The following is a 24,978-nucleotide window of genomic DNA, read 5'->3' on the forward strand; positions in this document are numbered from 1 at the left end:
ATCATGCCAAAGACTCCCCGGCCGAGAGGAATTCCCTGAGTTCGGCCACGTCCGAGGCCTTCGCCTCTGCCGGCGTGCCGATGAAGGCGAACCGCGCGTTCTTGAGGAACGCGATGCGGTCCGCGACGAAGAGAGCCGAGACGATGTCGTGCGTCACGACGACGGACGTCGTCGAGAGGCGGGTGTTCAGGTCCTTGATGAGGCGGTTGATCGTCATGGACGTGACGGGGTCGAGGCCCGTCGTGGGCTCGTCGTAGAGCAGGACCTCGGGCTTGAGCGCGACCGTCCGCGCGAGGGAGACGCGTTTCTTCATGCCGCCCGAGAGCGAGGAGGGAAGGAGGCGCTCGACGTCCCGCCCGAGGTTCACGAACCCAAGCACTTCCGCGACGCGCTCGGAGATCCGGTCCTCGGGCCAGCTCGTGTGCTCGCGCAGCGCGAAGGCGATGTTCTCGAAGACCGTCATCGAGTCGAAGAGCGCGCCGCTCTGGAAGAGCATCCCGACCTTCTTGCGGATCGGGACGAGAGACTCCTCGGGCAGATGCGAAATCTCCTCGCCGTCGACCCAGACCTCGCCCTTGTCCGGCTGCTCGAGGCCGTTCATCTGCCGCAGCGAGACGGACTTGCCCGTCCCCGAGCCCCCGAGAATCACGAGGACCTCGCCGCGCTTGACCTCGAGGTCCACGTCGTCGAGGACGCGCTTCTGGCCGTAGGCCTTGGACACGCCCTTGAACTCGATGATCGGCGCGCCGGCGGGCATCCCCGTGCGGAGGATGCGCATGACGCCGGTCTCGGAGAGCGGCCTCACTTGAGGCCCAGCGGGAGCAGGAGGAATAGCTTCGTCAGGAAGAAATCCGACATGAGGACGACGATCGCCGCGATCACGACGGCGACGGTCGTCGCGCGCCCGACGCCGTCGGCGCCGCCCGTCGCGTTCAGGCCGTTGTAGCAGCCGATGATCCCGATCTCGAAGCCGAAGAACGGCGTCTTGAACAGGCCATGAAGGATGTCGTTCACGTGAACGGACTGCGAGACCGTGGAAAGGTAGAACGAGGCGCCGATCCTCAGGTCGACGACGGCGATGAAGAGGCCCCCGACCATCCCGATGAAGTCCGCGAGGAGGGTCAGGACGGGCAGCATGAGGGTCACGGCGAGGACGCGCGGCAGGACGAGCTTGCGCGCCGGGGAGGCCCCGAGGGCCCGCAGGGCGTCCACCTGCTCCGTGACGGCCATCGTCCCGAGCTCGGCGGTGATCCCGGCGCCCACGCGCGCCGCAACCATGAGCGCCGTGAGCGAGGGACCGAGCTCGCGCGTGATCGAGAGGACGACGACGCGGCCCACGAAGAGCTTCCCGCCGAACTGCGAGAGCGCGGAGGCCGTCTGAAGCGCGAGCACCATGCCCGTGAAGAGCGCCGTGAGGTTCGTGATCGAGATGGACTGCACGCCGAGCGCGTCCATCTGGCGGAGGATCTCGGACGTCTCCCACTTCTCGCGCGAGGCGCGCACGAGGTCGCGGACGAGCCAGGCGACGCCTCCGAGGTGGAAGGACACGTTCCCGAACCAGCGCTTCAGCCGCGCCATCTTCCAGAGCGGCTCCTTGAGGACCGCGATGTACTGCGTCGTCGAGTCGTACTGGGACGGGGGCACGGGAGGATTCTACGGGGCGGGCCACGGGAAAACGCCTGGTGACCCGGCTCACGGCGGGAGGCGCAGGCTGGCGCAGCCAGCCGGTTCGCGGGCGAATGGCGCGCCCGGACCGCATTTCGCCGCTCCGAGGCGACCCGTGGCCCTTGAACTCGGGGCCCCGGAGCCTCACGTTGTCCCCGTCCGATCACCGAACGACCGTCACGCCCTCCGGGGCACGAACCGAAAGGAGAATTCATGCGTCACACAACCTCCCTTCTCGCCCTCGCGGCGCTCGCCGCGGCGGCCGTCCCCGCCGCCGCCCAGCCCAATGTCGCCGCCGCGGCTCCTGCCGCCCGCGTCATCGGCGCCAAGCTGGAGGCCCAGCCGCGCGCCTACAAGGGCCCCTGCCCGGTCACGATCAAGTTCGTCGGCTCGATCGAGACGGCCGGCCCCTCCGCCGTGAAGTACGTCTTCGACCGCAACGACGGCGGCATCGACACCGTCGACCGCCATTTCACGGCGGTTGCGCCGTTCCACCAGCCCGTCGAGACGACGTGGACGCTCGGCGCGCCCGGCATGCACTACGCCGGGTGGGAGCAGATCCGGATCGTGCTGCCGACCGCGAGCGCGGGCTTCAAGTCGAACAAGGCCGACTTCGAGATCACGTGCGACGGCAGCCCGACCACGCAGCCGGGCGGCGGCGAGAAGAAGCCCGACCTCATCGTCGCCGAGTTCGGCATGAAGAAGTGGGGAGCCTGCAAGGCGGGCAGCGCCGTCTACACCTTCCAGGTCACGGTCAAGAACGTCGGCACCGCGCCGTCGCCGTCGTCGGCTTCCCTCGGCAACAAGGCCCTCGTCCAGGCGATGGCCTCGGATTACCCGGGGTGGGGCAACGGCGTCTTCCTGAACGCGCTGGCGCCCGGCGCAAGCCAGACCGTGGACATCCCCGTCTACTACCTCCAGGCCGATCCCGGCTTCATGGTCACGCACGCCCCGCACCCGTTCAACGCGATCGCGGACCCGCTCGGCCTCGTGAACGAGGGCGCCGCGGGCGAGGCGAACAACACGAAGGGGCCGATCAACATGGGCGCGCCGGAGGGTTGCCCGAAGCCTCCGCAGCCGACGAGGCCCGCGCAGCCGGGTGCCGCCCAGCCGAAGTAGCGTCCGCCCTTCCCGCGTCCGGCCCGCCGGGTCGCTAGACTCGGCGGGTGCCGCGGAGCCTGCGTGACGTCCTCGTGACGACTTGGGGGTGGACGAACATCGCCGTCTCGACGGCGCTCTTCGGCACGCTCGCGATCCTCACGTCCTGGGTGCCGCCGCGCGGACGGCTCTACCTCTTCTGGGCCCGCAACTGGGCGAAGAGCCTGCTCTGGCTCAACGGGATCCCGGCACGGATCGAGATCTCGCACGAGGCCGCAGCCCTCCCGCAGGCGATCTACATGTCGAACCACGAATCCGGGATCGACATCCTGCTGCTCCTCCTCGCGATCCGGCAGGACGTGCGCTTTCTCGCCAAGCGCGAGCTCTTCTTCGTGCCGTTCATGGGCTGGTCCATGTGGCTCGCGGGCTTCGTCCCCGTGGACCGCCGGCGGACGGACAAGGCCAGGGATGTCCTGTCCGGTCTCGACCGCCGCCTCGCCTCGGGCATCTCGATCCTGGTGTTCCCGGAGGGCACGCGCTCGCGCGACGGGAAGCTCGGCGCCTTCAAGAAATCCGGGTTCCTGACGGCGCTGAAGTCGGGCCTTCCGATCGTCCCGGTGTCCGTCTCGGGCGCCCGCGCCGTCCTCGGCGCCCAGGGCATTGTGATCCGCCGCGGCCCCGTCGTCGCGCGCGTCGGCCGCCCCATCCCGACCGCGGGGCTCGGCGTTCACGACCGGGCGGCGCTCATGGCGCGCGTGCGGCGCGAGATCCTGTCGCTGCGCGGCTGAGCCCCGACGAGCGGATCGAATCGGCTGATTCCTTTGCATCAGGCCGCGGGGTGGGCCAAGCCTCAGCTTGTAGCTGAAGGAGTCTTGCCGATGAAGTCTCAAGCACACGCCTCGCACGGCCCGCTGGACTTCCTGCACTTCGACGTCCACGCGCACCCCGATCTCTGGAAAGGCCTGCTCGCGGTGCTCGTGGGCGGCGTCGTCGCCATCCTGCCCGTGCCGGACGGCCTGAAGCCCACGGCCTGGTATTTCTTCGCCCTGTTCTGCGCCGTCGTCGTGGGGCTCGTCCTCGAGCCGATCCCCGCCGCCGCCGTCGGCGTCACGGGAGTCGCCATGGCGGCGGTTCTCGGCCTCGTGGAGCCGAAGCCGGCCGACGCGATCAAGTGGGCCCTCTCCGGGTTCTCGAACACGACCGTGTGGCTCATCTTCGGCGCGTTCATGTTCGCTCTCGGCTACGAGAAGTCCGGCCTCGGCCGGCGGCTCGCCCTCGGCCTCGTGAGGAAAATGGGCGGAAACTCGCTCGGCCTCGGGTACGCCGTCATGCTCTCGGACGTCGTCCTCGCGCCGTTCACGCCGTCGAACACGGCGAGGAGCGGCGGGACGATCTTCCCGGTCATCCGCAACATCCCGGGCCTCTACGGGTCCGAGCCGGGGCCGACGTCGCGGCGCCTCGGCGGGCCGCTCATGTGGACGGCCCTCGCGACGACCTGCGTGACCTCGACGCTGTTCCTGACGGGCCTCGCGCCGAACCTCCTCGCGCTCGAGATCGTCAAGAAGACGGCGAAGGTCGACATCTCGTGGGCGGCGTGGCTCGTCGGGGTCCTGCCCGTCGGCGTCCTCCTTCTCGCGGTCCTTCCGCTTCTCGTCGGCCTGTTCTACGCGCCCGAGATCCGGAAGAGCCTCGACGTCCCGGCCTGGGCCGGCAAGGAGCTTCAGGGGATGGGGACGGTCTCGAGGAACGAGATCGTGATGGCGTTCCTCGCGCTGGGCGCCCTCGCGCTCTGGATCTTCGGCGGGAAGTTCATCGATCCGACGGCCGTGGCCTTCGCGGCGATCGCCCTCATGGTGATCCTCGGGGTCGTCGCCTGGGACGACGTCCTCGCGAACAAGTCCGCGTGGAACGTCCTCGTGTGGTTCGCGACGCTCGTCGCGCTCGCGGACGGCCTGAACCGCGTGGGCTTCGTGACCTGGTTCGCGAAGAAGGCCGCGGCCCCGCTCGCCGGATACGCGCCGCTGACGGTCACGATCCTCCTCGCGGTCCTCTTCTTCGTGACGCACTACATGTTCGCGAGCATCACCGCTCACGTGACCGCGATGCTCCCCGTCATGCTCGCCGTGGGCGCCGCGGTGCCCGGCCTCGACGTGCGGCTGTTCGCGATGCTGCTCTGCTACACGCTCGGGATCATGGGGATCCTGACCCCGTACGCCACGGGCCCGTCGCCCGTCTATTTCGGGAGTGGCTACGTCCCGCGAAAGGACTTCTGGCGGCTCGGGGCGATCTTCGGCTTCATTTACCTCGCCGTCCTTCTCGCGATCGGCGTCCCGTGGATGCTCTGGATGAAGCCCTGAGATTTCGGATTTCTTGGAAGGTTGAGAGGCGCCGGGGCGGGGGAACCCGTCCCGGCTTTATTGTGAGATCCTCTCTCACCGAGAGGGAATCCAAACTTGTCCACGACCACGCTCAACGAACAGTCCGTCCTCGACGCGCTCCGGAAGGTCAAGTACCCCGGATTTTCGCGCGACATCGTCTCCTTCGGCTTCGTCAAGGACCTCACGATCGGAGGCGGCAACGTCTCCTTCCGCCTCGCCCTCACGACCGACGCTCCCGCGGCGGCGGAGACGCTCAAGCGCGAGTGCGAAACCGTCCTGAAGTCCATCCCGGGCGTCACCGCGGTGACGATCGCCGTGACGGCCGCCGCGCCCCAGCCGCCCGTCATCGCGGGCGCGATCGGACGCAAGGACATCCTCAAGGACACTCGCTTCGTCATTGCGATCGCCTCCGGCAAGGGCGGCGTCGGGAAATCCACGGTCTCGGCCAACCTCGCGATCGCGCTCAAGACGCTCGGCTACGAGGTCGGTCTCATGGACTCGGACATCTACGGCCCGTCGCAGCAGATGATGATGGGCATCAACACGAAGCCGTTCGTGAACGAGGAGGAGAAGATCCTCCCGATCGAGCGCTTCGGCGTGCGCGTCATGTCGATCGGCTTCCTGATGGACGTCGACACGCCCGTCATCTGGCGCGGGCCGATGATCTTCAAGGCCGTCGAGCAGTTCCTCGGCGACGTGGCCTGGGGCAAACAGGACTTCCTGCTCGTCGACCTGCCGCCCGGCACGGGCGACGCCCAGCTCACGCTCACGCAGAAGGTCGCGCTCTCGGGCGCGGTCATCGTGTCGACCCCTCAGGACGTCGCGCTCATCGACGCGCGCAAGGGCCTCGCGATGTTCCAGAAGGTGAACGTCCCGGTCCTCGGGATCATCGAGAACATGAGCTACTACGAGTGCCCGAAGTGCGGCAACCGCGACGAGATCTTCAAGCACGGCGGCGGCAGGAAGACGGCCGAGCTGCTCGGGGTCCCGTTTCTCGGCGAGGTCCCGATCGACCCGCGCGTCGCGATCCAGGGCGACGCGGGCACGCCGATCATGGCGTCCGACCCGGAGTCGACGGTGTCGAAAGCGTTCCTGCGCCTCGCCGAGCAGGTGGCCAAGGCGGTCGGCGCCTGACGGCTACTTCGGCGGAGCGATCGTTCCCTGCGTGCAGCCCTTGACGCTTGCCGGGTCGAGGTTCAGGAACGCCGGCAGCTGCCCCTTGGACCTGTTCGTCGCCGATGAGGAGTCGTCGGGGCACAGCCTTTCGCTCCCGCTCGGTGCGACGAGACTGAGTACGCAGGACCAGGCCCTTGCGTTCGCTGGCTCGTGCTCGGGCCGGTTCGCGTTGAACTTGACGCTGACGCTGCCGCTGAAGCCGCCCTGCGCGATGGCAAAGGTCGTGCTGCCACTGCCGATCGAGGCGTTGGCCGTTTCCCTGTTCGTGGCCGCCCCAGTGCCACCGATTCCCCGGACGACGCAGCTCACGCGGCCCTGCGTGAACGCGGGGTCCAGCTTCGCGAGCTGAACCGGCACCTCGAACTCGAAGTCCTCGGCGGGCGCGGGGAGCGCGGCGACGAGCAAACCGGAGAGAGCGAGCCACACGAGGGAGCGGGTCTGCCTCATTTCGTTCCTCCGGTTCCCAGGCCCTTCGCGCCGAGGGCGTCCGTCCTGATGTGGAGAGGCCTGAACGGCACGGGGACGGTTCCGAGTCCCTGGGCTTTAAGGGTTTCAGTTCTGACGCTGAGCGGCTTGAAGGGCGCGGCGGCGGCGCCGAGGCCGGTGGCCGCGAGCCTCTCCGTTCGGACGCGAAACGGCTTAAACACGGGCGCGGGCGTCGGCGTGGGCGTCGGCGCTGCGAAGGCGCCGGCCGGCAGGACCAGCAGGGCGGCCGTCCACGCCGCCACGATCGCGATACACCCGAAACGCGAGGACTTCATCGGCTTGGGGCGTTAAGCGTATCACCGTTGCTAAGATCCCGTCTCAGTACGGAGGACTCATGGACGGCAACAACCTGCTCGAATCCCTGTTCCGCTGGGCCCACGTCGTCGCGGGCATCCTGTGGATCGGCCATCTCTGGTTCTTCAACTTCGTGAACTCGAACTTCGTCCCGACGATGGATGGCGACACGAAGAAGAAGGTCGTGCCCGAACTCATGCCCCGCGCCCTCTGGGCGTTCCGCTGGGGTGCGGCGTGGACGTGGATCACGGGCCTCGTGCTCCTCGGTCTCGTCTACTACAACACCGGGCTGCTGTTCAAAGACCCGGCGGTGAAGACGTGGGGCACCGGCGGCATCGCCGTCCTCGTCGCGCTCCTCTTCTTCGCCGTCTACGACCCGCTCGCGAAAGCGATCGCGAAGACCGAGATCCACTTCTGGCTCGGCCTCGCCGTGGCGACGGCGGCGGTCTTCTTCTTCTCGCGCTTCGGCGGCTTCGGCTTCCGCGGCACCGCGATCCACCTCGGCACGATGTTCGGGACGATCATGGCGGCGAACGTCTGGATGCGGATCTGGCCCGCGCAGCGGAAGATCATCACGGCGACGAAGGCCGGCGAGAAGCCGGACCCGGCCGTCGCCGCGATGGCGGGCCTCCGCAGCAAGCACAACACGTACATGTCCGTGCCGCTCGTCTTCACGATGCTCGCGCAGCACGCGACGTGGGCCGCGAGCTACGAGTGGGCGCTTCCGGTCGTCGTCCTCGTGGGCTGGGGCTTCACGTACTGGATGTACAAGAAGGCCGCGACCGTCAAGGGGTTCTGAGCGGCGGAGGAGGTAGGATCGCCTCCGGGCCGTCTTGAACGGCTCGGAGGCGTCCATGATCCCGTCAGGCCGGTCTCTGCGCGTCGGATTCGCCGTCGTCGCCCTCTCGGGCGCATTCGGGCCGCCTTCCCTGGCGGCGACGAACAAGCCGCCCCTCCACGCGAAGAAGTGGCTCGCGATCACCGGCAAGCCTCTCGCCGCGACCGCGGGGGCGATGATCTTCCAGAAGGGCGGGAACGCGGTCGACGCGGCTGCCGCGATGATCGCCGCGACCTCGACGATGTGGGACACGCTGTCCTGGGGCGGCGAGACGCAGGCGCTGATCTACAACCCGAAGACCGGGAAGGTGATCGGGATCAACGCGCTCGGGGTCGCGCCGACCGGGGCGACGCCCGAGTTCTTCCGGTCGAAGGGGATGGCGTACCCGCCCGAGTACGGTCCGCTCGCCGCCGTCACGCCCGGGACGCCCGGCGGGATCATGGTGATGCTGGCCGAGTTCGGGACGCTCTCGCTGGCCGACGTCCTCGCGCCCGCGATCGACATGGCGGACGGCTATCCCGTCGAGCAGCAGCACGTCTCGACCGCGCTCCGGCAGCGGGACTGGCTCCTGAAGTGGCCCGAGTCGAAGCGCGTGCTCCTGCCGCGCCCCGGCGACCAGCCGCCCCAGGCCGGCGAGATCTTCCGGCAGCCGGATCTCGCCGCGACGCTGCGCAAGCTCGTCGAGGCGGAGAAGCAGGCGCTCGCGGCGGGGAAGAGCCGGAAGGACGCGATCCTTGCGGCGTACGACCGCTTCTACAGGGGCGACGTCGCGAGGGAGTTCGTGCGCGGCTCGCAGGAAGTCGGCGGCCTTCACACGCTCGAGGACCTCGCGGGCTGGAAGGTCCGCATCGAGGAGCCGGTGAAGACGACGTACAAGGGCATCGACGTCTACAAGCTCGACGTGTGGACGCAGGGCCCCGCGATGCTCCAGGCCCTGAACATCCTCGAAGGGGTGGACCTTAAGGGGATGGGCTACAACAGCGCGCGGTACATCCACGCGCTCTACCAGGCGATGAACCTCGCCTTCGCGGACCGCGACTTCTACTACGGCGACCCGTACGTCCCGCCCGCCGAGCCGACGAAGGGGCTGCTGTCGAAGGACTACGCGAAGAAGCGCGCTTCGACGATCGACTGGACGAAGAACGATCCGAACGTGAAGCCCGGTGATCCCTATCCGTTCCAGGGTGAGAAGAACCCATATTCGGATTTCCTGGAAAGGTGGAAGACCCCCACGCCGAAGCCGCGCGGCCCGCAGGCACCAATCAGGACGCGCTGTCGGCCGCGCTGCGCCCGCCCCCGCTTACCTTCGAAGAAAAGCCCCTCTCTTCCTCTCCCTCTTCAGCAGACGTCTTCTCCTCCGATTCTTTCTTCGCAGGAACCACGTCCGTCGAAGCCGCGGATGCCGAGGGCTGGGTCGTCTCCGTCACGCCCTCGGGCGGCTGGCTCCCGGCGGTCATCGCGGGGAAGACCGGCATCGGGATGAGCCAGCGGATGCAGAGCTTCGTCCTCGACCCCGCGGACGGCCCTTACAACGTGCTCGCTCCGGGCAGGCACCCGCGCGTCACGCTGACGCCGACGCTCGCGCTGAAGGACGGCAAGCCGTACCTGTGCTTCTCGGTGCAGGGCGGGGACTCGCAGGACCAGAACCTCCTGCAGTTCTTCCTGAACGTCGTGGAGTTCGGGATGACGGTGCAGGAGGCGGCGGAGGCCGCGAACGTCAACAGCTACCAGATGCGGAGCTCGTTCGGCGCGCACGAGTCGCGGCCGGGCGCGATGATGATTCCCGCGTCTCTACCCGCGTGGGTCCGCGCCGAGCTGACGAAGATGGGCTACAAGCTCGAGCCCGCCGCCAAGACGTCCGGACCCATCAACGCGATCTGGCTCGACCGCGCGCACGGCACGATGTGGGGCGGCTCGAGCGACCACGGCGAGGACCACGGGATCGGCTGGTAGGGACGACGAAGCGTCGAGTCAACGGCCCTGATTCGGGGTAGGAGTCGGGGCCGGCGCTGGATTCGGGAGGGAGGGCGCAAAGACGCCGGCCTTTGGGAGCAGTCCGGGGCTCAGGACTCTCGCCCGTCGGATCCCGGCGTCCCAGATCGTGGTGCTGATGACGTTCGAGGCGATATTGAAGACGTCGGTGAAGCCGAGGTCGGGGCCGGAGGGGTTGACGTCGCTGTCCTTCGTGTCGTCGGCGTCGGCGTCCTTGGGGCTGAAGGAGTCGTTGGCGCCGGGCAGGACGACGCGGATGCGGTAGAGCCGGGCAGGGGCGCGCAGGGTAGATGCCCGAGCCGTTCGTGACGGCCGAGGCAATCATCTGCGACTGGCGGGGTTCCAGAGCTGGACCGTGACGCCCGCAAGACCGGGCTCGCCGGCGTCCTGCCTGCCGTCGCCGTCGAGGTCGTCCCACACGAAGTTGCCGATATTGACCGGCGTGGGCGTGCGCGTGGGCGTGGGTGTGCGGAAGACGCGGATCCCGGCGTCCCAGATCGTGGTGCTGATGACGTTCGAGGCGATATTGAAGACGTCGGTGAAGCCGAGGTCGGGGCCGGAGGGGGTTGACGTCGCTGTCCTTCGTGTCGTCGGCGTCGGCGTCTTTCGGGCTGAAGGAGTCGCTGGCGCCGGGCAGGACGACGCGGATGCGGTAGGAGCCGGGCAGGGGTGCGACGACGCTGTAGATGCCCGAGCCGTTCGTGACGGCCGAGGCAATCATCTGCGACTTGGCCGGATTCCAGAGCTGGACCGTGACGCCCGCAAGACCGGGCTCGCCGGCGTCCTGCCTGCCGTCGCCGTCGAGGTCGTCCCACACGAAGTTGCCGATGTTGACCGGCGTGGGCGTGCGCGTGGGCGTGGGTGTGCGGAAGACGCGGATCCCGGCATCGAAGATCGTGGTGCTGATGACGTTCGAGGCGATGTTGAAGACGTCGGTGAAGCCGAGGTCGGGGCCGGAGGGGTTGACGTCGCTGTCCTTCGTGTCGTCGGCGTCGGCGTCCTTGGGGCTGAAGGAGTCGTTGGCGCCGGGCAGGACGACGCGGATGCGGTAGGAGCCGGGCAGGGGCGCGACGACGCTGTAGATGCCCGAGCCGTTCGTGACGGCCGAGGCAATCATCTGCGACTTGGCCGGATTCCAGAGCTGGACCGTGACGCCCGCAAGACCGGGCTCGCCGGCGTCCTGCCTGCCGTCGCCGTCGAGGTCGTCCCACACGAAGTTGCCGATGTTGACCGGCGTGGGCGTGCGCGTGGGCGTGGGTGTGCGGAAGACGCGGATCCCGGCGTCCCAGATCGTGGTGCTGATGACGTTCGAGGCGATATTGAAGACGTCGGTGAAGCCCGTGTCGGGGCCGGAGGGGTTGACGTCGCTGTCCTTCGTGTCGTCGGCGTCGGCGTCCTTGGGGCTGAAGGAGTCGCTGGCGCCGGGCAGGACGACGCGGATGCGGTAGGAGCCGGGCTGGGGCGCGACGACGCTGTAGATGCCCGAGCCGTTCGTGACGGCCGAGGCGATCATCTGCGACTTGGCGGGGTTCCAGAGCTGGACCGTGACGCCCGCAAGACCGGGCTCGCCGGCGTCCTGCCTGCCGTCGCCGTCGAGGTCGTCCCACACGAAGTTGCCGATATTGACCGGCGTGGGCGTGCGCGTGGGCGTGGGTTGTTGAACCACGGCGGCCTTCGCGAGGGAGCCCGGCTTGATCGCGCCCTGGGCGAGCACCTCGTGGGGCGCGAAGCAGAGGACCAGCAATGCGCCGGCGGTCGTCTTCATACGTTGATCCGGAATCTCAACGCCATTCTATCCGACGGGGGATGCGCCCCCCCCGCTCGAAGGGAAAATGAGCGGACCCGAGGGGGCTTTCAGGGACGTCGGGCGGGCCGGAGGACGGCCGCGAAGGGGAGACCGAAGCGGGCGCGGGATCCGGTCGACATCGCGAGGACGTAGCCCCGGAGCGTGCCGTCGTCCTCGAGGCGCAGAAGGAGCCCCAGCTTGTGGGGGGCGGCGCGTGTTTCCGCTGTCTCGAGGCCCGAGGGGAGGTCGCCCCGGAAGGCGGCCCCGTCCTCGCGCACCGAGGAAAGGCGGGCGGCCTCGCGGCCGTCCAGCGAGCCGGTGACGGTGCCGTCCTCCCGGAACTCGAGCTCGAGAGCCACCGACCTCTCCGGCGTCCGCACGACCCCCCTCCACCAGCCGAGCCACGGAGCCGGCGTCTTCCAGTCCCGCGTGCGCAGGGCTTCCGGAAGATCGAATCGATCCGGTGGCGCCGCCACGCCTCGAAGCGCCGCGAGGAGCTCGGTCGTGAAGAGCAGGGTCTCGCTGTCGCCCGCGGGAGTATTCATCGCGACCGCGGCCGCGACGCCGTCCGCGGGCCGGACCTGCAAAGAGGCGGAGCCCGGAGCCGCCGAGCCGTCCGCGATCAGGACGTCGCCTTCCTCCGCCCCGAAGCCGCGCCACCATCCGAGCGTGTAGAAGCCCCTCGCCCTCTTCAGGAGCGCGCAGGTTTCCGGCGAGAGCGCGTAACGCGCCGACGCCACGCGTGTCGAGGTGAAAGAGAGTCCGAAGAGGGCGAGGTCGTGGACGCTCGACCAGAACCCCGCGCCGCCGTCCGGTTGCATCGTGTCGAACGCGAGGCGCTCCCCGGCGGACGAATATCCGGCCGACAGGAACGGGCGGTGTGACGGGTCCGGCCGGAGCGCCGTCCGGCGCAGGCGGAGGGGAGTGAGGAGCTCTTCGGCCACCACGCGCGGAAACTCCCGACCCGCGGCGCGCGCGACGATCTCCTCGACGACGCCGAAGGAGAGGTTCGAGTAGTGGAAACGGCGGCCTGGCTTGAACGCCGCGAACCCATGCGCACGCAGGACTTCGGCCATCGTCGGGACGGGGCGCGTCTCGTCCGTCCAGTAGAACTCGTACATGTGGGGGATCCCCGCCGTCATGTCGAGGAGCGCCCGCACGGTGAGCGCGCGGGCGTCGCCGGGCTCCACGGCGAGGAGGTCCGGCGGCAGCCACTTCCGCGCGGGTTCGTCGAGCCCGATCCGGCCCCGCTCGGCGAGGCGGAGCGCGGTAGTGGCCGTGAGCGACTTCGCGACGGAAGCCGTGAAGTACATCGTTTCAGGCGTCGCGGCGCGGTTGCCCTCGCGATCCGCGAGCCCCCAGGCCCGCTCCCAGACGACGCGGCCGCCTCGGGCCACGGCGGCCGCGACCGAGGGGGCCTTGCCGGCCTCGACGAGCGCGCGCATCCGCGCGCCGACGTCCTCGATGCGCCTGCGCTCCTCCTCCGTCAGCGCCGGAGAAAAGGACTGCGGCTCGTCTTCGCCGTGGACCGGGCGTCCGGCGAAGACGAGGACCAGAAGGAGCCCGATTCGCGTCTTCGTCCTGCCCGTCACGTCCGAGAGACGTCCGTCGCGCGCAGGGGTTTCGCCCGTCCTACCAGATGCTCGGGCGGTCCGCCTCCGCGCGGCGCATCGGCGTTCCCTCGGCGCAGCCGAAGGCGTCGTAGAACTCCGGCAGGTTGGACGGCGGGCCGAGGGCGCGCCACTTGCCGGGGCTGTGCGGGTTCGTGTTGAGCTGGACGCGCATCGCTTCGTCGCGGTACTGGCTGCGCCAGATCGTCGCGTACGAGAGGAAGAAGCGCTGCTCGGGCGTGAAGCCGTCGATTTTTTCCTTCGGCTTGCCCGCGTACGCCTTCTGCATCGCGGTCCAGGCGATCTTGATCCCGCCGAGGTCGCCGATGTTCTCGCCGAGCGTCAGCTTGCCGTTGATGGACTGGTCCGGCAGCGGCCTGTACGCGTCGAACTGCTTGACGATGAGCGCCGTGCGCGCGTCGTACGCCCTGCGGTCGTCGGCCGTCCACCAGTTCTTGAGGTTGCCGTCGGCGTCGTACTGGCTGCCGGAGTCGTCGAAGCCGTGCGACATCTCGTGCCCGATCACGACGCCGATCCCGCCGTAGTTCACGGCGTCGTCCGCGTCCTCGTAGAAGAAGGGCGGCTGAAGGATGCCGGCGGGGAAGACGATCTCGTTCAGGGTGGAGCTGTAATACGCGTTCACGGTCGGGGGCGTCATCCCCCACTCGTTGCGCTCGATCGGCTTGCCGAGCTTCGCGAGGTTGCGCTTCGTCTCGAAGACGCGGGCACGGCGGACGTTTTCGGCGAACGGGACGTCGCGCGAGATCGTCAGGGCCGAGTAGTCCTTCCAGACGTCGGGATAGCCGATCTTCACGTTGAACGCGGCCAGCTTCCGCTGGGCCTGGGCTTTCGTCTCGGCGCCCATCCACGGCAGCGCCTCGATGCGCTCCTTGAGGGCCGCCCGCATGTTCTCCACGAGCACGCGCATGCGCTCCTTCGCCTTCGGGCTGAAGGCGCGCGCGACGTAGATCGGTCCGACGGCCTCACCGAGCGCCATGTCCGTGGCCGCCTGGACGCGGCGCCAGGGCTCTTCCTGCTGCGGCGTCCCGTTCAGCTTCTTCCCGTTGAAGGCGAAGTCCTCGTCCTGGAAGGCCTTCGAGAGGAACGGCGCAGCGGCGCGGGCGGCATGCCAGCGCAGGTACGTGCGCCAATCCGCGGGCGGGACCGAACGCGCGAGCGCGCCGAAGCCCGTGAAGAACCCGGGCTGTCGGACGTTGACCTCCGTCGAGGCCGAGGCGCCCATGTCGGCCATGAACTTCGCGAAGTCGAAGCCCGGGGCTTCGGCGTTCAGGGCCGCGAGCGTTTTCTTGTTGTAGGTCTTCTGCGGGTCGCGGTTCTCGACGCGCGTGAGGGAGGCCTGGGCGAGCTTCGTCTCGATCCCCATGACGACGTCGGCCTCGGCCTTCGCGGCCTCCGGCGCGTCGCCGGCGAGCTCGAGCATCTTCGCGACGTGCGCGCGATACGCTTCGCGCAGATCCTTCGACTTCACGTCGTCCTTGATGTAGTAGTCGCGGTCGGGGAGGCCGAGGCCGCCCTGGTTGAAGATCCCGATGTAGCGCGTGGAGTTCCGCGCGTCCTGGGCGACGCGGAAGCCGAAGCCGGCGTTCGCGCCCGAGAGATGCAGCTCGGCGAGGACGGCGGGGAGGTCGTCGGCCGATTTCAGCTTCGCGATCGTCGCGAAGGAGGGTGCGAGCGGCGCGGCGCCGGCCTTCTCGCGGGCGGCGGCGTCCATGCCGGTCGCGTAGAAGTCGGAGACCTTCTGCTGGGGCGTGCCCTTGGGCCAGTCCGTCTTCCCGGACGTTTCCTCGAGGATCTTCTTCACGACGTCGCGGTTGCGGTCCGCGAGCGCGTCGAACCCGCCGTAGCGGCTGCGGTCGGCCGGGATCGGGTGAGCGGCCAGCCACGCGCCGTTCGCGAACTGGTAGAAGTCCTCGCAGGGCTTCGCGGACGCGTCGAAGTCGGCGGGGTCGATCGCCTTCGGCTTCGCGGGAGGAGGCTGGGCGAAGAGGGAGATTGCTGCGAATGAAAAGACGAGAACGAGTGCAGCACGAAGACGCATGGCTTCTCCTTTGGGCCGGAGTCTAACGGGAGACCCTGACAACCGGACCCCCGCTGCCTGCGATCAGGCGACGGCGGCTTGCCGGGAGTCCTTCGCGCGCCTGAGGAGCGCCACGAGGCCGCCCAGCATCATCACGTAGAAGCCGCCCCAGACGAGGGAGATCAGGGGCTTCGTCGTGACGTCGATCGAGAGCGTCTCGGCCGTCGCGGGCTTGAGGTCGCCGCCCGCGGCGACGCCCATGAGCTCCAGCTCGCAGGTCCCCTCGTTCGGGGACACCCGCTTGATGCGCATGCGGCCCTTGCCGGGGAGCGGCGTGTCGGGCGCCTCTGTGGCCTGCCCGCCGTCGGTCGCGCCGAAGTACATGACGAACTTAGCCGTCTTCTCCTCGGCGGCCTCGGCAGTCGTCACGAGGAAGTTGGCCGTCACCGTGACGTGGGGACGCGTGGCGTCGTTGATCGCCGAGCGATCCGCCGAGAAGTCCAGGAACTTGATCTTGATCCCGTCGGCGCTCTTGCTCTCGCCCTTCTTGAGCGCGATCGTCGAGCCCTCGACGCGCGCGGGCTGCCCCGGGTCGTAGGACTGCGGCGAAACGTAGAGGTCCATGAGCGGGGTCGAGCGCACGTCGGGGTTCGCCATCATCTGCTGCGTGCGCTGGTTCATGTACATCTTCGGGTAAGCCTTCCAGACCTTGCCCGAAGGCGACGCGACTTCGACCTCCATCGCCTGCTTGGCGCGGCGGTCGTTCAGGTCGAGCATGTTGAGCTCTTCGGGCTGCTTGACGTCGCCCTTCTCGTTCACGAAGACGACCTTGGTGAACGTCATCGTGTGGCGGCCCACCTGCGTCGGCTGGCCCTTCGGGAGGTTGATCTGCTGCTTCGTCTCGTAGACGCCGGAGACGAGGATCCCGACGAGCATGATCGAAACGCCCACGTGCGCGAGGTAGCCGCCCACGGTGGAAACCGCCTTGCGCCGCACGAAGAGCGCGACCGTCTGCGCGTTCGCGGCCATCCCGAAGACCGCGAAGGAGAGGATGGCGAGGTCGCGCACGGAGTGGACGCCGGCCGCGAAGGCGACGCCGCCGCCCATGAGACCGATGGCGGCGGCGACGAACGCCTTCTTCGCCACGACGGCGAGCGTCTCCCCGCGCCAGGACAGGAACGGGACGAGCGCGACGAGGAACGCCATGAGCGCGGCGATCGGCGCGTGCGTGACGTTGTAGAAGCTCGTCGAGACCTGCGAAGCCTTGCCGCCGATGCGGGTGAGGATCGGTGCGGACGTGCCGAGGAGGATGACGAGGCCCGAGGCGCTGAACAGAGTCACGGAGAGGATGAAGAGGACGGAGCGCGAGAGGAACGGCTCCTCCTTCTCCTTGCCGGCCGCGTCGAGGTCGGACACGACCGGGATCTCCTTCCACCGGAAGGCGAGGAGGCCGAGGCCTCCCACGAGGAAGACCACGATGATGGCGACGAGCCAGCCCGTGATCCCGAGGTCGATGAAGGAATGGACGGAGAAGTCCGCGAGGACGCCGGAGCGCGTCAGGAACGTGCCGTAGAGGATGCAGCAGAACGCGAGGATCGCCAGGATGATGTTGATCTTCCGGTGCTTCTCGCGCGCCTTCTGGAGGAACATCCCGTGGACGAGCGCCACGGTCGCGAGCCACGGCACGAGCGACGTGTTCTCCACCGGGTCCCACGCCCAGTAGCCGCCCCAGCCGAGCGTCTTGTACGCCCAGTAGCCGCCCATGAGGATCGCGGTGCCGAGCGTCACGAACGTGAAGAGCGCCCAGGGCATCGCGCGGACGACCCAGCCGTCCCAGCGCTTCATCCAGAGCGCCGCGATCGCGAACGCGAACGGCACGCTGAGCGAGGCGAAGCCGGAGAACATGACCGGCGGGTGGATGACCATCCACGGGTCCTGCAGGAGCGGATTCAGGCCCTGGCCGTCGGGCGGGATCTGGCCGAGGAAGCGGAACGGCGACTGCTTCACGAGGATCGCGACGATCCCGATGAAGGAGGCGACGTACACGATCATGACCGGCGGCTCCTGCTCCTTGGCTGAACGTAGGACGAAGAGGCCGATGAGCGAGCCGAAGAAGAGCCAGAGAAGGAACGAACCCTCCTGTCCGGCCCAGAACGTCGAGAACAGGTAGTAGTAGGGGAGATCCCGGCCCGAGTACGACGACACGTACGAGAGGCGGAAGTCGTGGGACAGGAGCCGGCCCATGAGGAGGACCGAGGCGAGGACGACGGAGAACGTGAAGGCGTAATAGAGGCGGCGGGCGAGGAGAAGAGGGGACGAAGAGGGGATTTCTTCGAATGGCAACAGGGCAGGGCCGCCGGCCGTCGCCGCGGCCACGCGCATTGCGCGCCAGTACGTCAGCGCGCAGAGGACGCCGAAGACGAGCGCCGCCCACATCGCGACGGTGCCCGGCGCGAAACCGAGGGGGGATCCCAGGCCCATGTCAGGCCTTCTTCCCGTACTGCTTCTCGATCTCCTCGCCCTGGTATTTCGAGGGGCATTTCACGAGGAGCTTCTCCGCCGTGAATTTGTCGTTCTCGTAGCGGCCGATCGCGACGATCGACACCGCGTCCTCGAAGTTCGCCGGCTTGACGTCCGTGTAGGACACGGGGATCAGCTCCTTCGTCTGCGGGTCGACGAGCGTGAAGTTGAGGACCTTCTTGTCCTGGTCGTATTTCGTGGAGCCCTTTTCGAGGGCGCCCATCACCTGAACGGTGCGGCGAGAGGCCTTCGCCTCGGTGAACGACACGTAAGGCGTCATGGTCTTCGTGAACGTCGTCAGTCCGAGGGCGAGGAAGCCGAGGATCAGGATGGCTCCGGCCCAGTAGGCGCGTTTCATTTTGTGTTCTCCCCGCCGGAACGCGCCTCGGCGGCGCGCACCCGGCGATCCAGGTAGATGAGGTAGCCGAAGATTCCGGCCCAGATGACGATGTTCACCGCGGCGACGTATCCGAGAGCCGTGCTCATGCCGACCTCTCGCGGACGAGGCGGGAAATGCGGCGGTCGAGGTTCCACATCCAGTAGAAAAGTCCCATGAAAGCCACCATCGACGAGAAGAAGATCAGGCGGATGTCGGACGACATCTTCACCTTTCCCTCCGTGTTGATCACGGTGTCCGGATGTAACGACTGGTACATGCGCGGCACGGCGAAGACGAGGAACGGCACCGTCACGACCGCGACGAGCGCGTAGGCCGCAGAGAGGGTCGCGCGGCGCTCGGGGTCCTCGAGCGCGCCCCTGAGACCGAGATACGCGCCGTAGACGAGGAGGAGCAGGACGATCGACGTTTCGCGCGGGTCCCAGTTCCAGTACGAGTTCCACATGACGCGGGCGAAGATCGAGCCCGTCACGGTCGCGAGGACGCAGAAGAGGAACCCGAGGCGGGCGGCCGCGGAGGCGGCGTCGTCGTCCTCGATCCGCCGCTTCCTCAGGTACATCCACGAGTACCAGGCCGCGACGAAGAAGGCGACGGTCGACACCCAGGCCTGCGGGACGTGGAAGAAGACGATCCGCGAGGACTCGCCGACGAAGTTCTGGGCCGGGCGCGCATAGAGGAAGGCCCCCCAGCAGATTGCCGCCATCCCGAGGCCCAGGAACCACTTGGAGATGAGTCCGAGACTCTTCACGCGGGGATCATACCTTCCGTAACGGGACGGCCCATTAGTTCACTTGCTTCAGAGACTCGGTGTCAGAAACGGTAGGTCAGGCCCAGGAGCCAGCGGTTTTGTGTCGCCGTGTCGTCGTCCAGCTGCTCCCCCGTCACGAGAAGCGAGAACGAGCGGGACATGTTCCAGATTCCCGAAAGGCTGTAGCGCCTCGAGGAAGGGCGGTTCACGATCGTGAGGCCGCCCGTGTCGGTGAGCTGCAGGACGGACAGCGACGTGGAGTAGTCGAGGGTCAGGTAGAACTTCGACCCGAGGCTCCTCCCGAGGGAGAAGTACCAGGCGTCGTAGCTGTTGCTGCCCGGGCGGTTCGTCCGGTTGTCCGACACGAACACGTCGAAGCCGGAGCCCGCGACGTTCATCGCCGAGAGGCCGAACTGCAAGCGGTCCTGCGCGACGTCGTCGCGGTTGCTCTTGTCCTGGTAGTAGCCCGCCCAGGCGCGCCACCCGCGGGCGAACTCGACGGTCGCGCGGCCGCCCATCGAGTCGAAGAGAAAGCCATCGAGGCTCTTGGCGTCGATCGGCCGGCCCGCGATCTGGTCCTGCGTGATCGACCGCGCGTCGATCGAGCGGCCGTGCTGGTAGAGCGCCTGGATCTCGAAGGCCCGTACGGGGGCCCAGCGGGCGGTCGCGAAGAAGTAGGCGAGGCCGCCGTTTCCCACCCCTCCGGGCCCGGTCAGGTCGTATTCGGCCGCCTGGTAGAGGAAGAACTCCCGGCCGATCGGGATGAAGTTCGTGGTCGTGAGAACGTTCCGCTCCGCGAGGTTCTGGTTGCGGATCGTCACGAAGCCGAGCACGTCGCGCCAGCCGCGCTCGCCGTCGTACGCGACGTAGGCGCCGCCTTTCTTGACGTCCTGAACGTAGCCGGGGTCATAGCCCTTCGGCTCGAGACCGCCGAAGACGCCCATGCGGATCTTGCCGGCCCGCGTCTCGAGCGCGAGGCCGCCCACGCCGCCGAGGGCGCCGAGGTCGTTGAGGTACATCTGCCCGAGGCGGACGGCGACCTTGCCGTTTGCAACCCGGCCGCCGACCCACGCGTCGTAGACGGTCCAGCGGGGGTCGCGGTTCGCGACGGACGGGTACTCGGAGCCGCGGGCGTCGAGCGAGAACTCCATGCCGTCCAGGTCCCGCGGCGGCGTGTGAATCGAGACGGACCCGCTGAGCTCGTTGTAGGCGCTCGTCGTCCCGTCGACGTTCTTCGTGCGGATGACCTGCCCGAACACGGAGATGCGGCCCCAGTCGAGCGCCGACTGCGCCACGGCCGGAGCTCCCCATGCCGCGATCGCCGCGAGGACGGCGAGGTTCGCGAGGCCACGGCGCATCAGCCCTTCCCGTTCGGGTGGCACGAGTAGCACGCCGTCGACGTCCAGGAGTAGCCGGCGCGGCCCTTGTGCTTGTTGTCCGTCTGGGACTTCGTGTGGCAGCCGATGCAATTGAATACGGTGAACACGTTCACGGTCGTGTGGCACTGGTTGCAGGGAACGTTGTGGTTCGAGACGAGCGGGAAGTACGTGTGGTTGAACTTGCCCTGCTGCCAGGTCGCGTCCGTCGCCCTGTGGCAGGTGTCGCACGTCGTGGGGAAGCCGGCCGCGAGGTGGCTCGGGTTCTTCGAGCTGTTGTAGACAGTCAGATGGCAGCCGACGCACGTCAGCGGCGCGTTGCGGTACGGCGTCGTCGTGTGGCACTTGGCGCAGGCCTGCGTCGCGTGCACACCCACGAGCGCGAACGGCGTCATCGACGAGTGGTTGAAGATCGACGGTTTCCATGCGGGCGCCGAGAACTGGTGGCACGTGTCGCAGGCCGTCCCGAAACCGCCGGAAAGGTGCGGCGGGGTGACGGACGCGCGGAAGTCGTTCTGGTGACACGTGTAGCAGTCACGGGCCGTGCCCTTGTAGACGTTGTTCTTGTGGCAGGCGGTGCAGGCCTGCGTCACGTGGACGCCGGCGAGCGGGAACGTGGTGTTCGTCGAGTGGTTGAAGCTCGCGGGCCTCCAGGCCGGCGCCGAGAACTGGTGGCACGTGTCGCACGTCGTCGGGAAGCCGGAGGTCACGTGGGGCGGGGTGACGGACTTCTGGTAGTCGGCGAGGTGGCACGTGTAGCAGTCGCGGGCCGTGCCCTTGTAGACGTTGTTCCTGTGGCAGGCGCTGCAGAGCTGCGTCGTGTGGACGCCCGCGAGCGGGAAGGTCGTGGAGGTGGAGTGATTGAAGGTGGAGGGCTTCCAGGCCGGCGCGGAGAACTGATGGCAGGTGTCGCACGTCGTCGGGAAACCCGCCGAGGCGTGCGGTGGATTGACCGACTTCTGGTAGTCGGGCTGGTGGCACGTCCAGCAGTCGCGGGCGGTGCCCTTGTAGACGTTGTTCTTGTGGCAGGCGGTGCACGCCTGGGTGACGTGTGTGCCGGCGAGGAGGAACGTCGTGGCGGTGTTGTGGTTGAAGCTTGCGGGCTTCCAGGCCGGGTCGGCGAACTTGTGGCACGTGTCGCAGGTCGTCGGGAAGCCCGCGGCGACGTGGCCCGGGTTCACCGAGTTCTGGTACTGGGTCTTGTGGCACGTCCAGCAATCGCGGGCCGTCCCCTTGAAGACGTTGTTCTTGTGGCAGGCGCTGCAGAGCTGCGTCGTGTGCGTGCCGGCGAGCGGGAACGTCGTGGACGTCGAGTGATTGAAGGTGGAGGGCTTCCAGGCCGGCGCGGAGAACTGGTGGCACGTGTCGCAGGTCGTCGGGAAGCCCGCGGCGACGTGGCCCGGGTTCACGGAGTTCTGGAAGTCGGTCTTGTGGCAGGAGTAGCAGTCGCGGGGCGTGCCTTTGAACACGTTGGCGACGTGGCAGGTCGCGCAGGTCTGCGTCGCGTGGACGCCCGCGAGGGTGAACGTCGTCCCCGTGTTGTGGTTGAAGCTCGCAGGCCTCCACGCCGGGTCGGAGAACTTGTGGCACGTGTCGCAGGTCGTCGCGAATCCGGCGGCGACGTGCGGCGGGACCTTCGAGTTCTGGAAGTCGGTCTTGTGGCAGGAGTAGCAGTCGCGGGGCGTGCCCTTGAACACGTTGTTGACGTGGCAGGTCGCGCAGCTCTGCGTCGCGTGGACGCCCGCGAGGGCGAACGTCGTCGCCGTGTTGTGGTTGAAGCTCGCGGGCTTCCACGCCGGGTCCGTGTACTTGTGGCACGTGTCGCAGGTCGTCGCGAAGGCGGCGGCCGGGTGCGACGGGTTCTTGGAGTTCTGGTAGTCGGCCTTGTGGCAGGAGTAGCAGTCGCGCGGCGTGCCCTTGAACACGTTGTTGACGTGGCAGGCCGTGCACGCCTGCGTCACGTGGACGCCGGCGAGGACGAACGTCGTCGTCACGTTGTGGTTGAACCCGGCGTCCTTCCAGTTCGGAGCCGAGAACTTGTGGCAGGAATCGCACGCCGTGGGGAACGCCGCGGCGGCGTGCGGCGGGTTCTTCGAGGCCTGGTAGTCCGTCCGGTGGCACGTGAAGCAGTCTCGGGGCGTGCCCTTGAATACGTTGTTCTTGTGGCACGCGGCACAGGGCTGCGTTACATGGACTCCGGCCAGCGGGAACGTCGCGTGCGTGAAGCTCGCGCCCTGCCACGTAGGCGACGAGGCCTTGTGGCAGCCGGTGCAGTCCGTCGGGAACCCGCCCGCGGCGTGGCTTGGGTTCTGGACGCGCTCGTAGTCCGTGCGGTGGCAGGAATAGCAGTCGCGCGACGTCCCCTTGAAGACCTGGGCCTTGTGGCAGGACTCGCAGTCGAGCGTCCGGTGGGGCGTCTCGAGGGTGAAGCTCGTCGCGGCCGCGTGGCTCCACGTGACGGCGCTCCACGTGATGGGCCGGTGGCAGGTCTGGCAATCGCCGCCGAGAGCCGTCTTGAATCGGTCGTCCTGCTTGCGGATCCAGTGGCAGTCGTAACAGCCCGTGGGGGTGCCCTTGAGGACGCCCTTGAGGTGGCAGCTTGCGCAGGGGACTGCGAGGTGCTTGCCCTCCAGCGTGAAGGCGGCCGTCTTGTGAAAGGCGCGAGACGCAGTCCGCCAGATGACGGCGTTGTGGCAGGAGGCGCAGTCGCGCCCGAGGGCGCCGCGGTGCGCGTCCTCATGGCAGTGCGAGCAGGCGACCGGGACCGTATACCTCACGGCGGTCCCCCGGCCGGCCGGGTAGTCCGCGGTCTCCTTCTTGTGGCACTCGGCGCACGCGATCGTCGCGTGTTTGGCGACGAAGAACTCCGCGGTCTCCTTCTTCTTCGGGTGCTTGAACGCTGCAACCTTGAACGAGGAAGAGTCGTGGCAGGTCTCGCAGCGCGGCGAGAGCTGGCCGAGGTGCGGATCCTTGTGGCAGGTCTTGCACTCCGGAGAGATCCCGGTCAGGCGGACCGCCGTCCCGGTCCCCGCCGGGAACTTCGCGGCCTCCTTCGCGTGGCACTTCGCGCACGGAACGGTCTCGTGCTTGCCCGTGAGTTGGAACTTCGAGGCCGTGTGGACGAAGAGGTCCGCCTTGTAGCCCTTCTCCCTGAGGCCGTGGCACTTCGCGCAGTCGGTGCCCACCTGGCCGAGGTGCGGGTCCTTGTGGCAGGCGGCGCACTCGTACGGGACGCCCTTGTACTGTCGCGAGACCGCGGGCGGCGCCGCGGTGCCTCTCACGAGTCCGCCCGCGGGAGCAGAGGCTTCGGACTTGTGGCACTTTTCGCACGCGACCCCGGCGTGGGCGCCCTGGAAGAACTCGGGCTGGCGCGGGTGCTGGAACGCCGAGAGCTTGAAGGAACTCGTCCCGTGGCAGGTCTGGCAGGTCGTCCCCAGCTTTCCCTTGTGGAAGTCGGTGTGACAGGAGGCGCACGCGGACTTCGCGCCGCGGAAATCGACGGTCCGCTGAGAGACCGGCATGTTGACGCGGGCCTGCACGCCCGCCGGCTTGTGGCAGGCGACGCACGTGGCGGTCGCGTGCTTGCCGTCGAGAGCGAACTTCGTGCGCGCGGCGTGGTCGAACTTCGCGGGCTTGAAACCGGCCTCCGTGTGGCACGCCGCGCAGTCCTCGCCGGGGAAGAGGCCCTTGTGGGCGTCCTGGTGGCAGTCGGCGCAGCGCGTGAACCTGAGCTTGACGAGCGTCGTGGGCTTGACGTGGCACGTCTTGCAAGCGACGGCCGCGTGACGGCCCTTGAGCGGGTAACCGGTCCTGGCGTGGTCGAACTTCTGGCCCTCGGCGAGCGTCTTGAAGCTCGTCGTGACGTGGCACGTCGTGCACGTCCCGAGCGAGGGGACGTGGGGGTTCTTGTGGCAGTCCTCGCAGGCGCCGAAGCGCTCGATCCGGTACTGGCCCTTCGTCTTGTGGCAGCTCTCGCAAGGCGCCTTGGCGTGCGCCCCGGTCAGCGGGTACTTCGTCCTGGAATGGTCGAAGCCCTTCTTCGTGTCCTTGAAGGCCACGTTCGTGGGGTGGCACGTCTGGCAGGTGGCGCCGAGGGTCCCGTTGTGGACGTCCTTGTGACAGGACGCGCACGACGGGGAGACGCTGAGGTACGAGCGCGCCTTGTGGCAGGCCTTGCACTCGAGCGGCGCGTGCAGGCCGTCGAGGGCGAACCCGGCCTCGCCCTTGTGGTCGAAGCCCTTCGCCTCGAAGTGCCGGAGGTCTCCGTCGACGCCCGCGTGCTCGACGTGACACCCCGCGCAGTCCTTTCCCGTGACCTCGCGATGGACGCCCTTCTTCGCCTTGATGCGCTCGGCGACGGGCTTGTGGCATTCGAGACACCGCGCGGCGGTGACCTGGCGGCCCGGCTCGTGGCAGCTCTGGCACTTGTCGAGACCCTCGAGCTTCGCGTGCGGCTTGGAAAGCTTTCCGGGCGAGACGAGGCTGCCGAGCCCCTGCGCTCCCCGAGCCTCCGGCGTGGCCCAAAGGGCCGCCAAGCCGAGGGCGAGAAGCGTCCGGCGGACGGTCACCTAGTCAC

The 24,978-nt window shown here is 68.2% G+C and carries 20 protein-coding genes; 7 read left to right on the forward strand and 13 right to left on the reverse strand.

Going from position 1 to position 24,978, the window contains the following annotated elements; genetic code table 11:
- Nucleotide 1: 1 nt before the first annotated feature.
- Nucleotides 2-757, reverse strand: a complete 756-nt coding sequence (locus IPL89_15290; GenBank protein ID MBK9064536.1) for an ABC transporter ATP-binding protein — start codon at nucleotides 755-757, stop codon at nucleotides 2-4.
- A gap of 44 nt (nucleotides 758-801) precedes the next feature.
- Nucleotides 802-1,644, reverse strand: a complete 843-nt coding sequence (locus IPL89_15295) for an ABC transporter permease (protein ID MBK9064537.1) — start codon at nucleotides 1,642-1,644, stop codon at nucleotides 802-804.
- A gap of 234 nt (nucleotides 1,645-1,878) precedes the next feature.
- Here IPL89_15295 and IPL89_15300 point away from each other — a divergent pair, with 234 nt between their 5' ends.
- The 4 genes from IPL89_15300 to IPL89_15315 all read left to right on the forward strand — a co-directional run bounded on the left by IPL89_15300 (nucleotide 1,879) and on the right by IPL89_15315 (nucleotide 6,275).
- Entirely contained in the window at nucleotides 1,879-2,784 is a 906-nt protein-coding gene (locus IPL89_15300; GenBank protein ID MBK9064538.1) for a hypothetical protein, read from the forward strand.
- Between the two features lie 47 nt (nucleotides 2,785-2,831).
- Nucleotides 2,832-3,551, forward strand: coding sequence for a 1-acyl-sn-glycerol-3-phosphate acyltransferase (locus IPL89_15305; protein ID MBK9064539.1), 720 nt, complete (start codon nucleotides 2,832-2,834; stop codon nucleotides 3,549-3,551).
- A gap of 90 nt (nucleotides 3,552-3,641) precedes the next feature.
- A complete protein-coding gene (locus tag IPL89_15310) occupies nucleotides 3,642-5,120 on the forward strand; it encodes an anion permease (protein ID MBK9064540.1) in 1,479 nt (492 codons plus the stop codon).
- A 96-nt stretch (nucleotides 5,121-5,216) separates the two neighbouring features.
- A complete protein-coding gene (locus IPL89_15315; GenBank protein ID MBK9064541.1) occupies nucleotides 5,217-6,275 on the forward strand; it encodes an Mrp/NBP35 family ATP-binding protein in 1,059 nt (352 codons plus the stop codon).
- Nucleotides 6,276-6,278: 3 nt separating this feature from the next.
- On the opposite strand, the gene IPL89_15320 is transcribed toward IPL89_15315, so the two are convergent.
- Both IPL89_15320 and IPL89_15325 read right to left on the reverse strand, forming a co-directional pair.
- Nucleotides 6,279-6,764, reverse strand: coding sequence for a hypothetical protein (locus tag IPL89_15320; protein MBK9064542.1), 486 nt, complete (start codon nucleotides 6,762-6,764; stop codon nucleotides 6,279-6,281).
- Nucleotides 6,761-7,078: a hypothetical protein gene (locus IPL89_15325; protein ID MBK9064543.1), complete on the reverse strand. Its 318-nt coding sequence runs from the start codon at nucleotides 7,076-7,078 to the stop codon at nucleotides 6,761-6,763. Before IPL89_15325 ends, IPL89_15320 begins: the two co-directional genes overlap by 4 nt.
- A 59-nt stretch (nucleotides 7,079-7,137) precedes the next feature.
- Between IPL89_15325 and IPL89_15330 the strand changes: the two genes are divergently transcribed.
- From IPL89_15330 to IPL89_15340, 3 genes are read left to right on the forward strand one after another with little or no spacing between them, the layout of a single operon-like run.
- A complete protein-coding gene (locus tag IPL89_15330) occupies nucleotides 7,138-7,896 on the forward strand; it encodes a urate hydroxylase PuuD (protein MBK9064544.1) in 759 nt (252 codons plus the stop codon).
- Between the two features lie 55 nt (nucleotides 7,897-7,951).
- Nucleotides 7,952-9,418 (forward strand): gamma-glutamyltransferase, encoded by a 1,467-nt coding sequence (locus IPL89_15335; GenBank protein ID MBK9064545.1) that lies wholly within the window; start codon nucleotides 7,952-7,954, stop codon nucleotides 9,416-9,418.
- Between the two features lie 8 nt (nucleotides 9,419-9,426).
- Entirely contained in the window at nucleotides 9,427-9,888 is a 462-nt protein-coding gene (locus IPL89_15340; GenBank protein MBK9064546.1) for a gamma-glutamyltransferase, read from the forward strand.
- On the opposite strand, the gene IPL89_15345 is transcribed toward IPL89_15340, so the two are convergent.
- From IPL89_15345 to IPL89_15385, 9 genes are all read right to left on the reverse strand, one after another.
- Entirely contained in the window at nucleotides 9,803-11,692 is a 1,890-nt protein-coding gene (locus IPL89_15345) for a hypothetical protein (GenBank protein ID MBK9064547.1), read from the reverse strand. The two genes, IPL89_15340 and IPL89_15345, sit on opposite strands and share 86 nt — an antisense overlap.
- 89 nt (nucleotides 11,693-11,781) lie before the next feature.
- Nucleotides 11,782-13,305, reverse strand: coding sequence for a beta-lactamase family protein (locus IPL89_15350; protein ID MBK9064548.1), 1,524 nt, complete (start codon nucleotides 13,303-13,305; stop codon nucleotides 11,782-11,784).
- 40 nt (nucleotides 13,306-13,345) lie between these two features.
- Nucleotides 13,346-15,382 (reverse strand): M13 family metallopeptidase, encoded by a 2,037-nt coding sequence (locus IPL89_15355; protein MBK9064549.1) that lies wholly within the window; start codon nucleotides 15,380-15,382, stop codon nucleotides 13,346-13,348.
- A gap of 63 nt (nucleotides 15,383-15,445) precedes the next feature.
- Nucleotides 15,446-17,842: a cytochrome c biogenesis protein CcsA gene (ccsA, locus tag IPL89_15360; protein ID MBK9064550.1), complete on the reverse strand. Its 2,397-nt coding sequence runs from the start codon at nucleotides 17,840-17,842 to the stop codon at nucleotides 15,446-15,448.
- Nucleotide 17,843: 1 nt separating this feature from the next.
- Nucleotides 17,844-18,239, reverse strand: coding sequence for a cytochrome c maturation protein CcmE (locus IPL89_15365; GenBank protein MBK9064551.1), 396 nt, complete (start codon nucleotides 18,237-18,239; stop codon nucleotides 17,844-17,846).
- Nucleotides 18,236-18,367, reverse strand: a complete 132-nt coding sequence (locus IPL89_15370; GenBank protein ID MBK9064552.1) for a CcmD family protein — start codon at nucleotides 18,365-18,367, stop codon at nucleotides 18,236-18,238. Before IPL89_15370 ends, IPL89_15365 begins: the two co-directional genes overlap by 4 nt.
- Nucleotides 18,364-18,981, reverse strand: coding sequence for a cytochrome c biogenesis protein CcsA (gene ccsA / locus IPL89_15375; GenBank protein ID MBK9064553.1), 618 nt, complete (start codon nucleotides 18,979-18,981; stop codon nucleotides 18,364-18,366). Before ccsA (IPL89_15375) ends, IPL89_15370 begins: the two co-directional genes overlap by 4 nt.
- Before the next feature lie 107 nt (nucleotides 18,982-19,088).
- A complete protein-coding gene (locus IPL89_15380; protein ID MBK9064554.1) occupies nucleotides 19,089-20,384 on the reverse strand; it encodes a hypothetical protein in 1,296 nt (431 codons plus the stop codon).
- The gene (locus tag IPL89_15385; GenBank protein ID MBK9064555.1) at nucleotides 20,384-24,970 is read right to left on the reverse strand and encodes a hypothetical protein; all 4,587 of its coding nucleotides are present in this window, start codon (nucleotides 24,968-24,970) and stop codon (nucleotides 20,384-20,386) included. Before IPL89_15385 ends, IPL89_15380 begins: the two co-directional genes overlap by 1 nt.
- Nucleotides 24,971-24,978: the final 8 nt, after the last annotated feature.

Source organism: Acidobacteriota bacterium, assembly GCA_016716715.1.
Taxonomy (GTDB): Bacteria; Acidobacteriota; Thermoanaerobaculia; order UBA5066; family UBA5066; genus Fen-183.

Bases quoted from the DNA above. Each gene is read 5' to 3' on its own strand.
- IPL89_15290 (MBK9064536.1), bottom strand. From the start codon at position 757: ATGCCCGCCGGCGCGCCGATCATCGAGTTCAAGGGCGTGTCCAAGGCC.
- IPL89_15300 (MBK9064538.1), top strand. From the start codon at position 1,879: ATGCGTCACACAACCTCCCTTCTCGCCCTCGCGGCGCTCGCCGCGGCG.
- IPL89_15310 (MBK9064540.1), top strand. From the start codon at position 3,642: ATGAAGTCTCAAGCACACGCCTCGCACGGCCCGCTGGACTTCCTGCAC.
- IPL89_15320 (MBK9064542.1), bottom strand. From the start codon at position 6,764: ATGAGGCAGACCCGCTCCCTCGTGTGGCTCGCTCTCTCCGGTTTGCTC.
- IPL89_15325 (MBK9064543.1), bottom strand. From the start codon at position 7,078: ATGAAGTCCTCGCGTTTCGGGTGTATCGCGATCGTGGCGGCGTGGACG.
- IPL89_15330 (MBK9064544.1), top strand. From the start codon at position 7,138: ATGGACGGCAACAACCTGCTCGAATCCCTGTTCCGCTGGGCCCACGTC.
- IPL89_15335 (MBK9064545.1), top strand. From the start codon at position 7,952: ATGATCCCGTCAGGCCGGTCTCTGCGCGTCGGATTCGCCGTCGTCGCC.
- IPL89_15340 (MBK9064546.1), top strand. From the start codon at position 9,427: ATGCAGAGCTTCGTCCTCGACCCCGCGGACGGCCCTTACAACGTGCTC.
- IPL89_15345 (MBK9064547.1), bottom strand. From the start codon at position 11,692: ATGAAGACGACCGCCGGCGCATTGCTGGTCCTCTGCTTCGCGCCCCAC.
- IPL89_15355 (MBK9064549.1), bottom strand. From the start codon at position 15,382: ATGCGTCTTCGTGCTGCACTCGTTCTCGTCTTTTCATTCGCAGCAATC.
- ccsA (MBK9064550.1), bottom strand. From the start codon at position 17,842: ATGGGCCTGGGATCCCCCCTCGGTTTCGCGCCGGGCACCGTCGCGATG.
- IPL89_15365 (MBK9064551.1), bottom strand. From the start codon at position 18,239: ATGAAACGCGCCTACTGGGCCGGAGCCATCCTGATCCTCGGCTTCCTC.
- IPL89_15370 (MBK9064552.1), bottom strand. From the start codon at position 18,367: ATGAGCACGGCTCTCGGATACGTCGCCGCGGTGAACATCGTCATCTGG.
- ccsA (MBK9064553.1), bottom strand. From the start codon at position 18,981: ATGGCGGCAATCTGCTGGGGGGCCTTCCTCTATGCGCGCCCGGCCCAG.
- IPL89_15380 (MBK9064554.1), bottom strand. From the start codon at position 20,384: ATGCGCCGTGGCCTCGCGAACCTCGCCGTCCTCGCGGCGATCGCGGCA.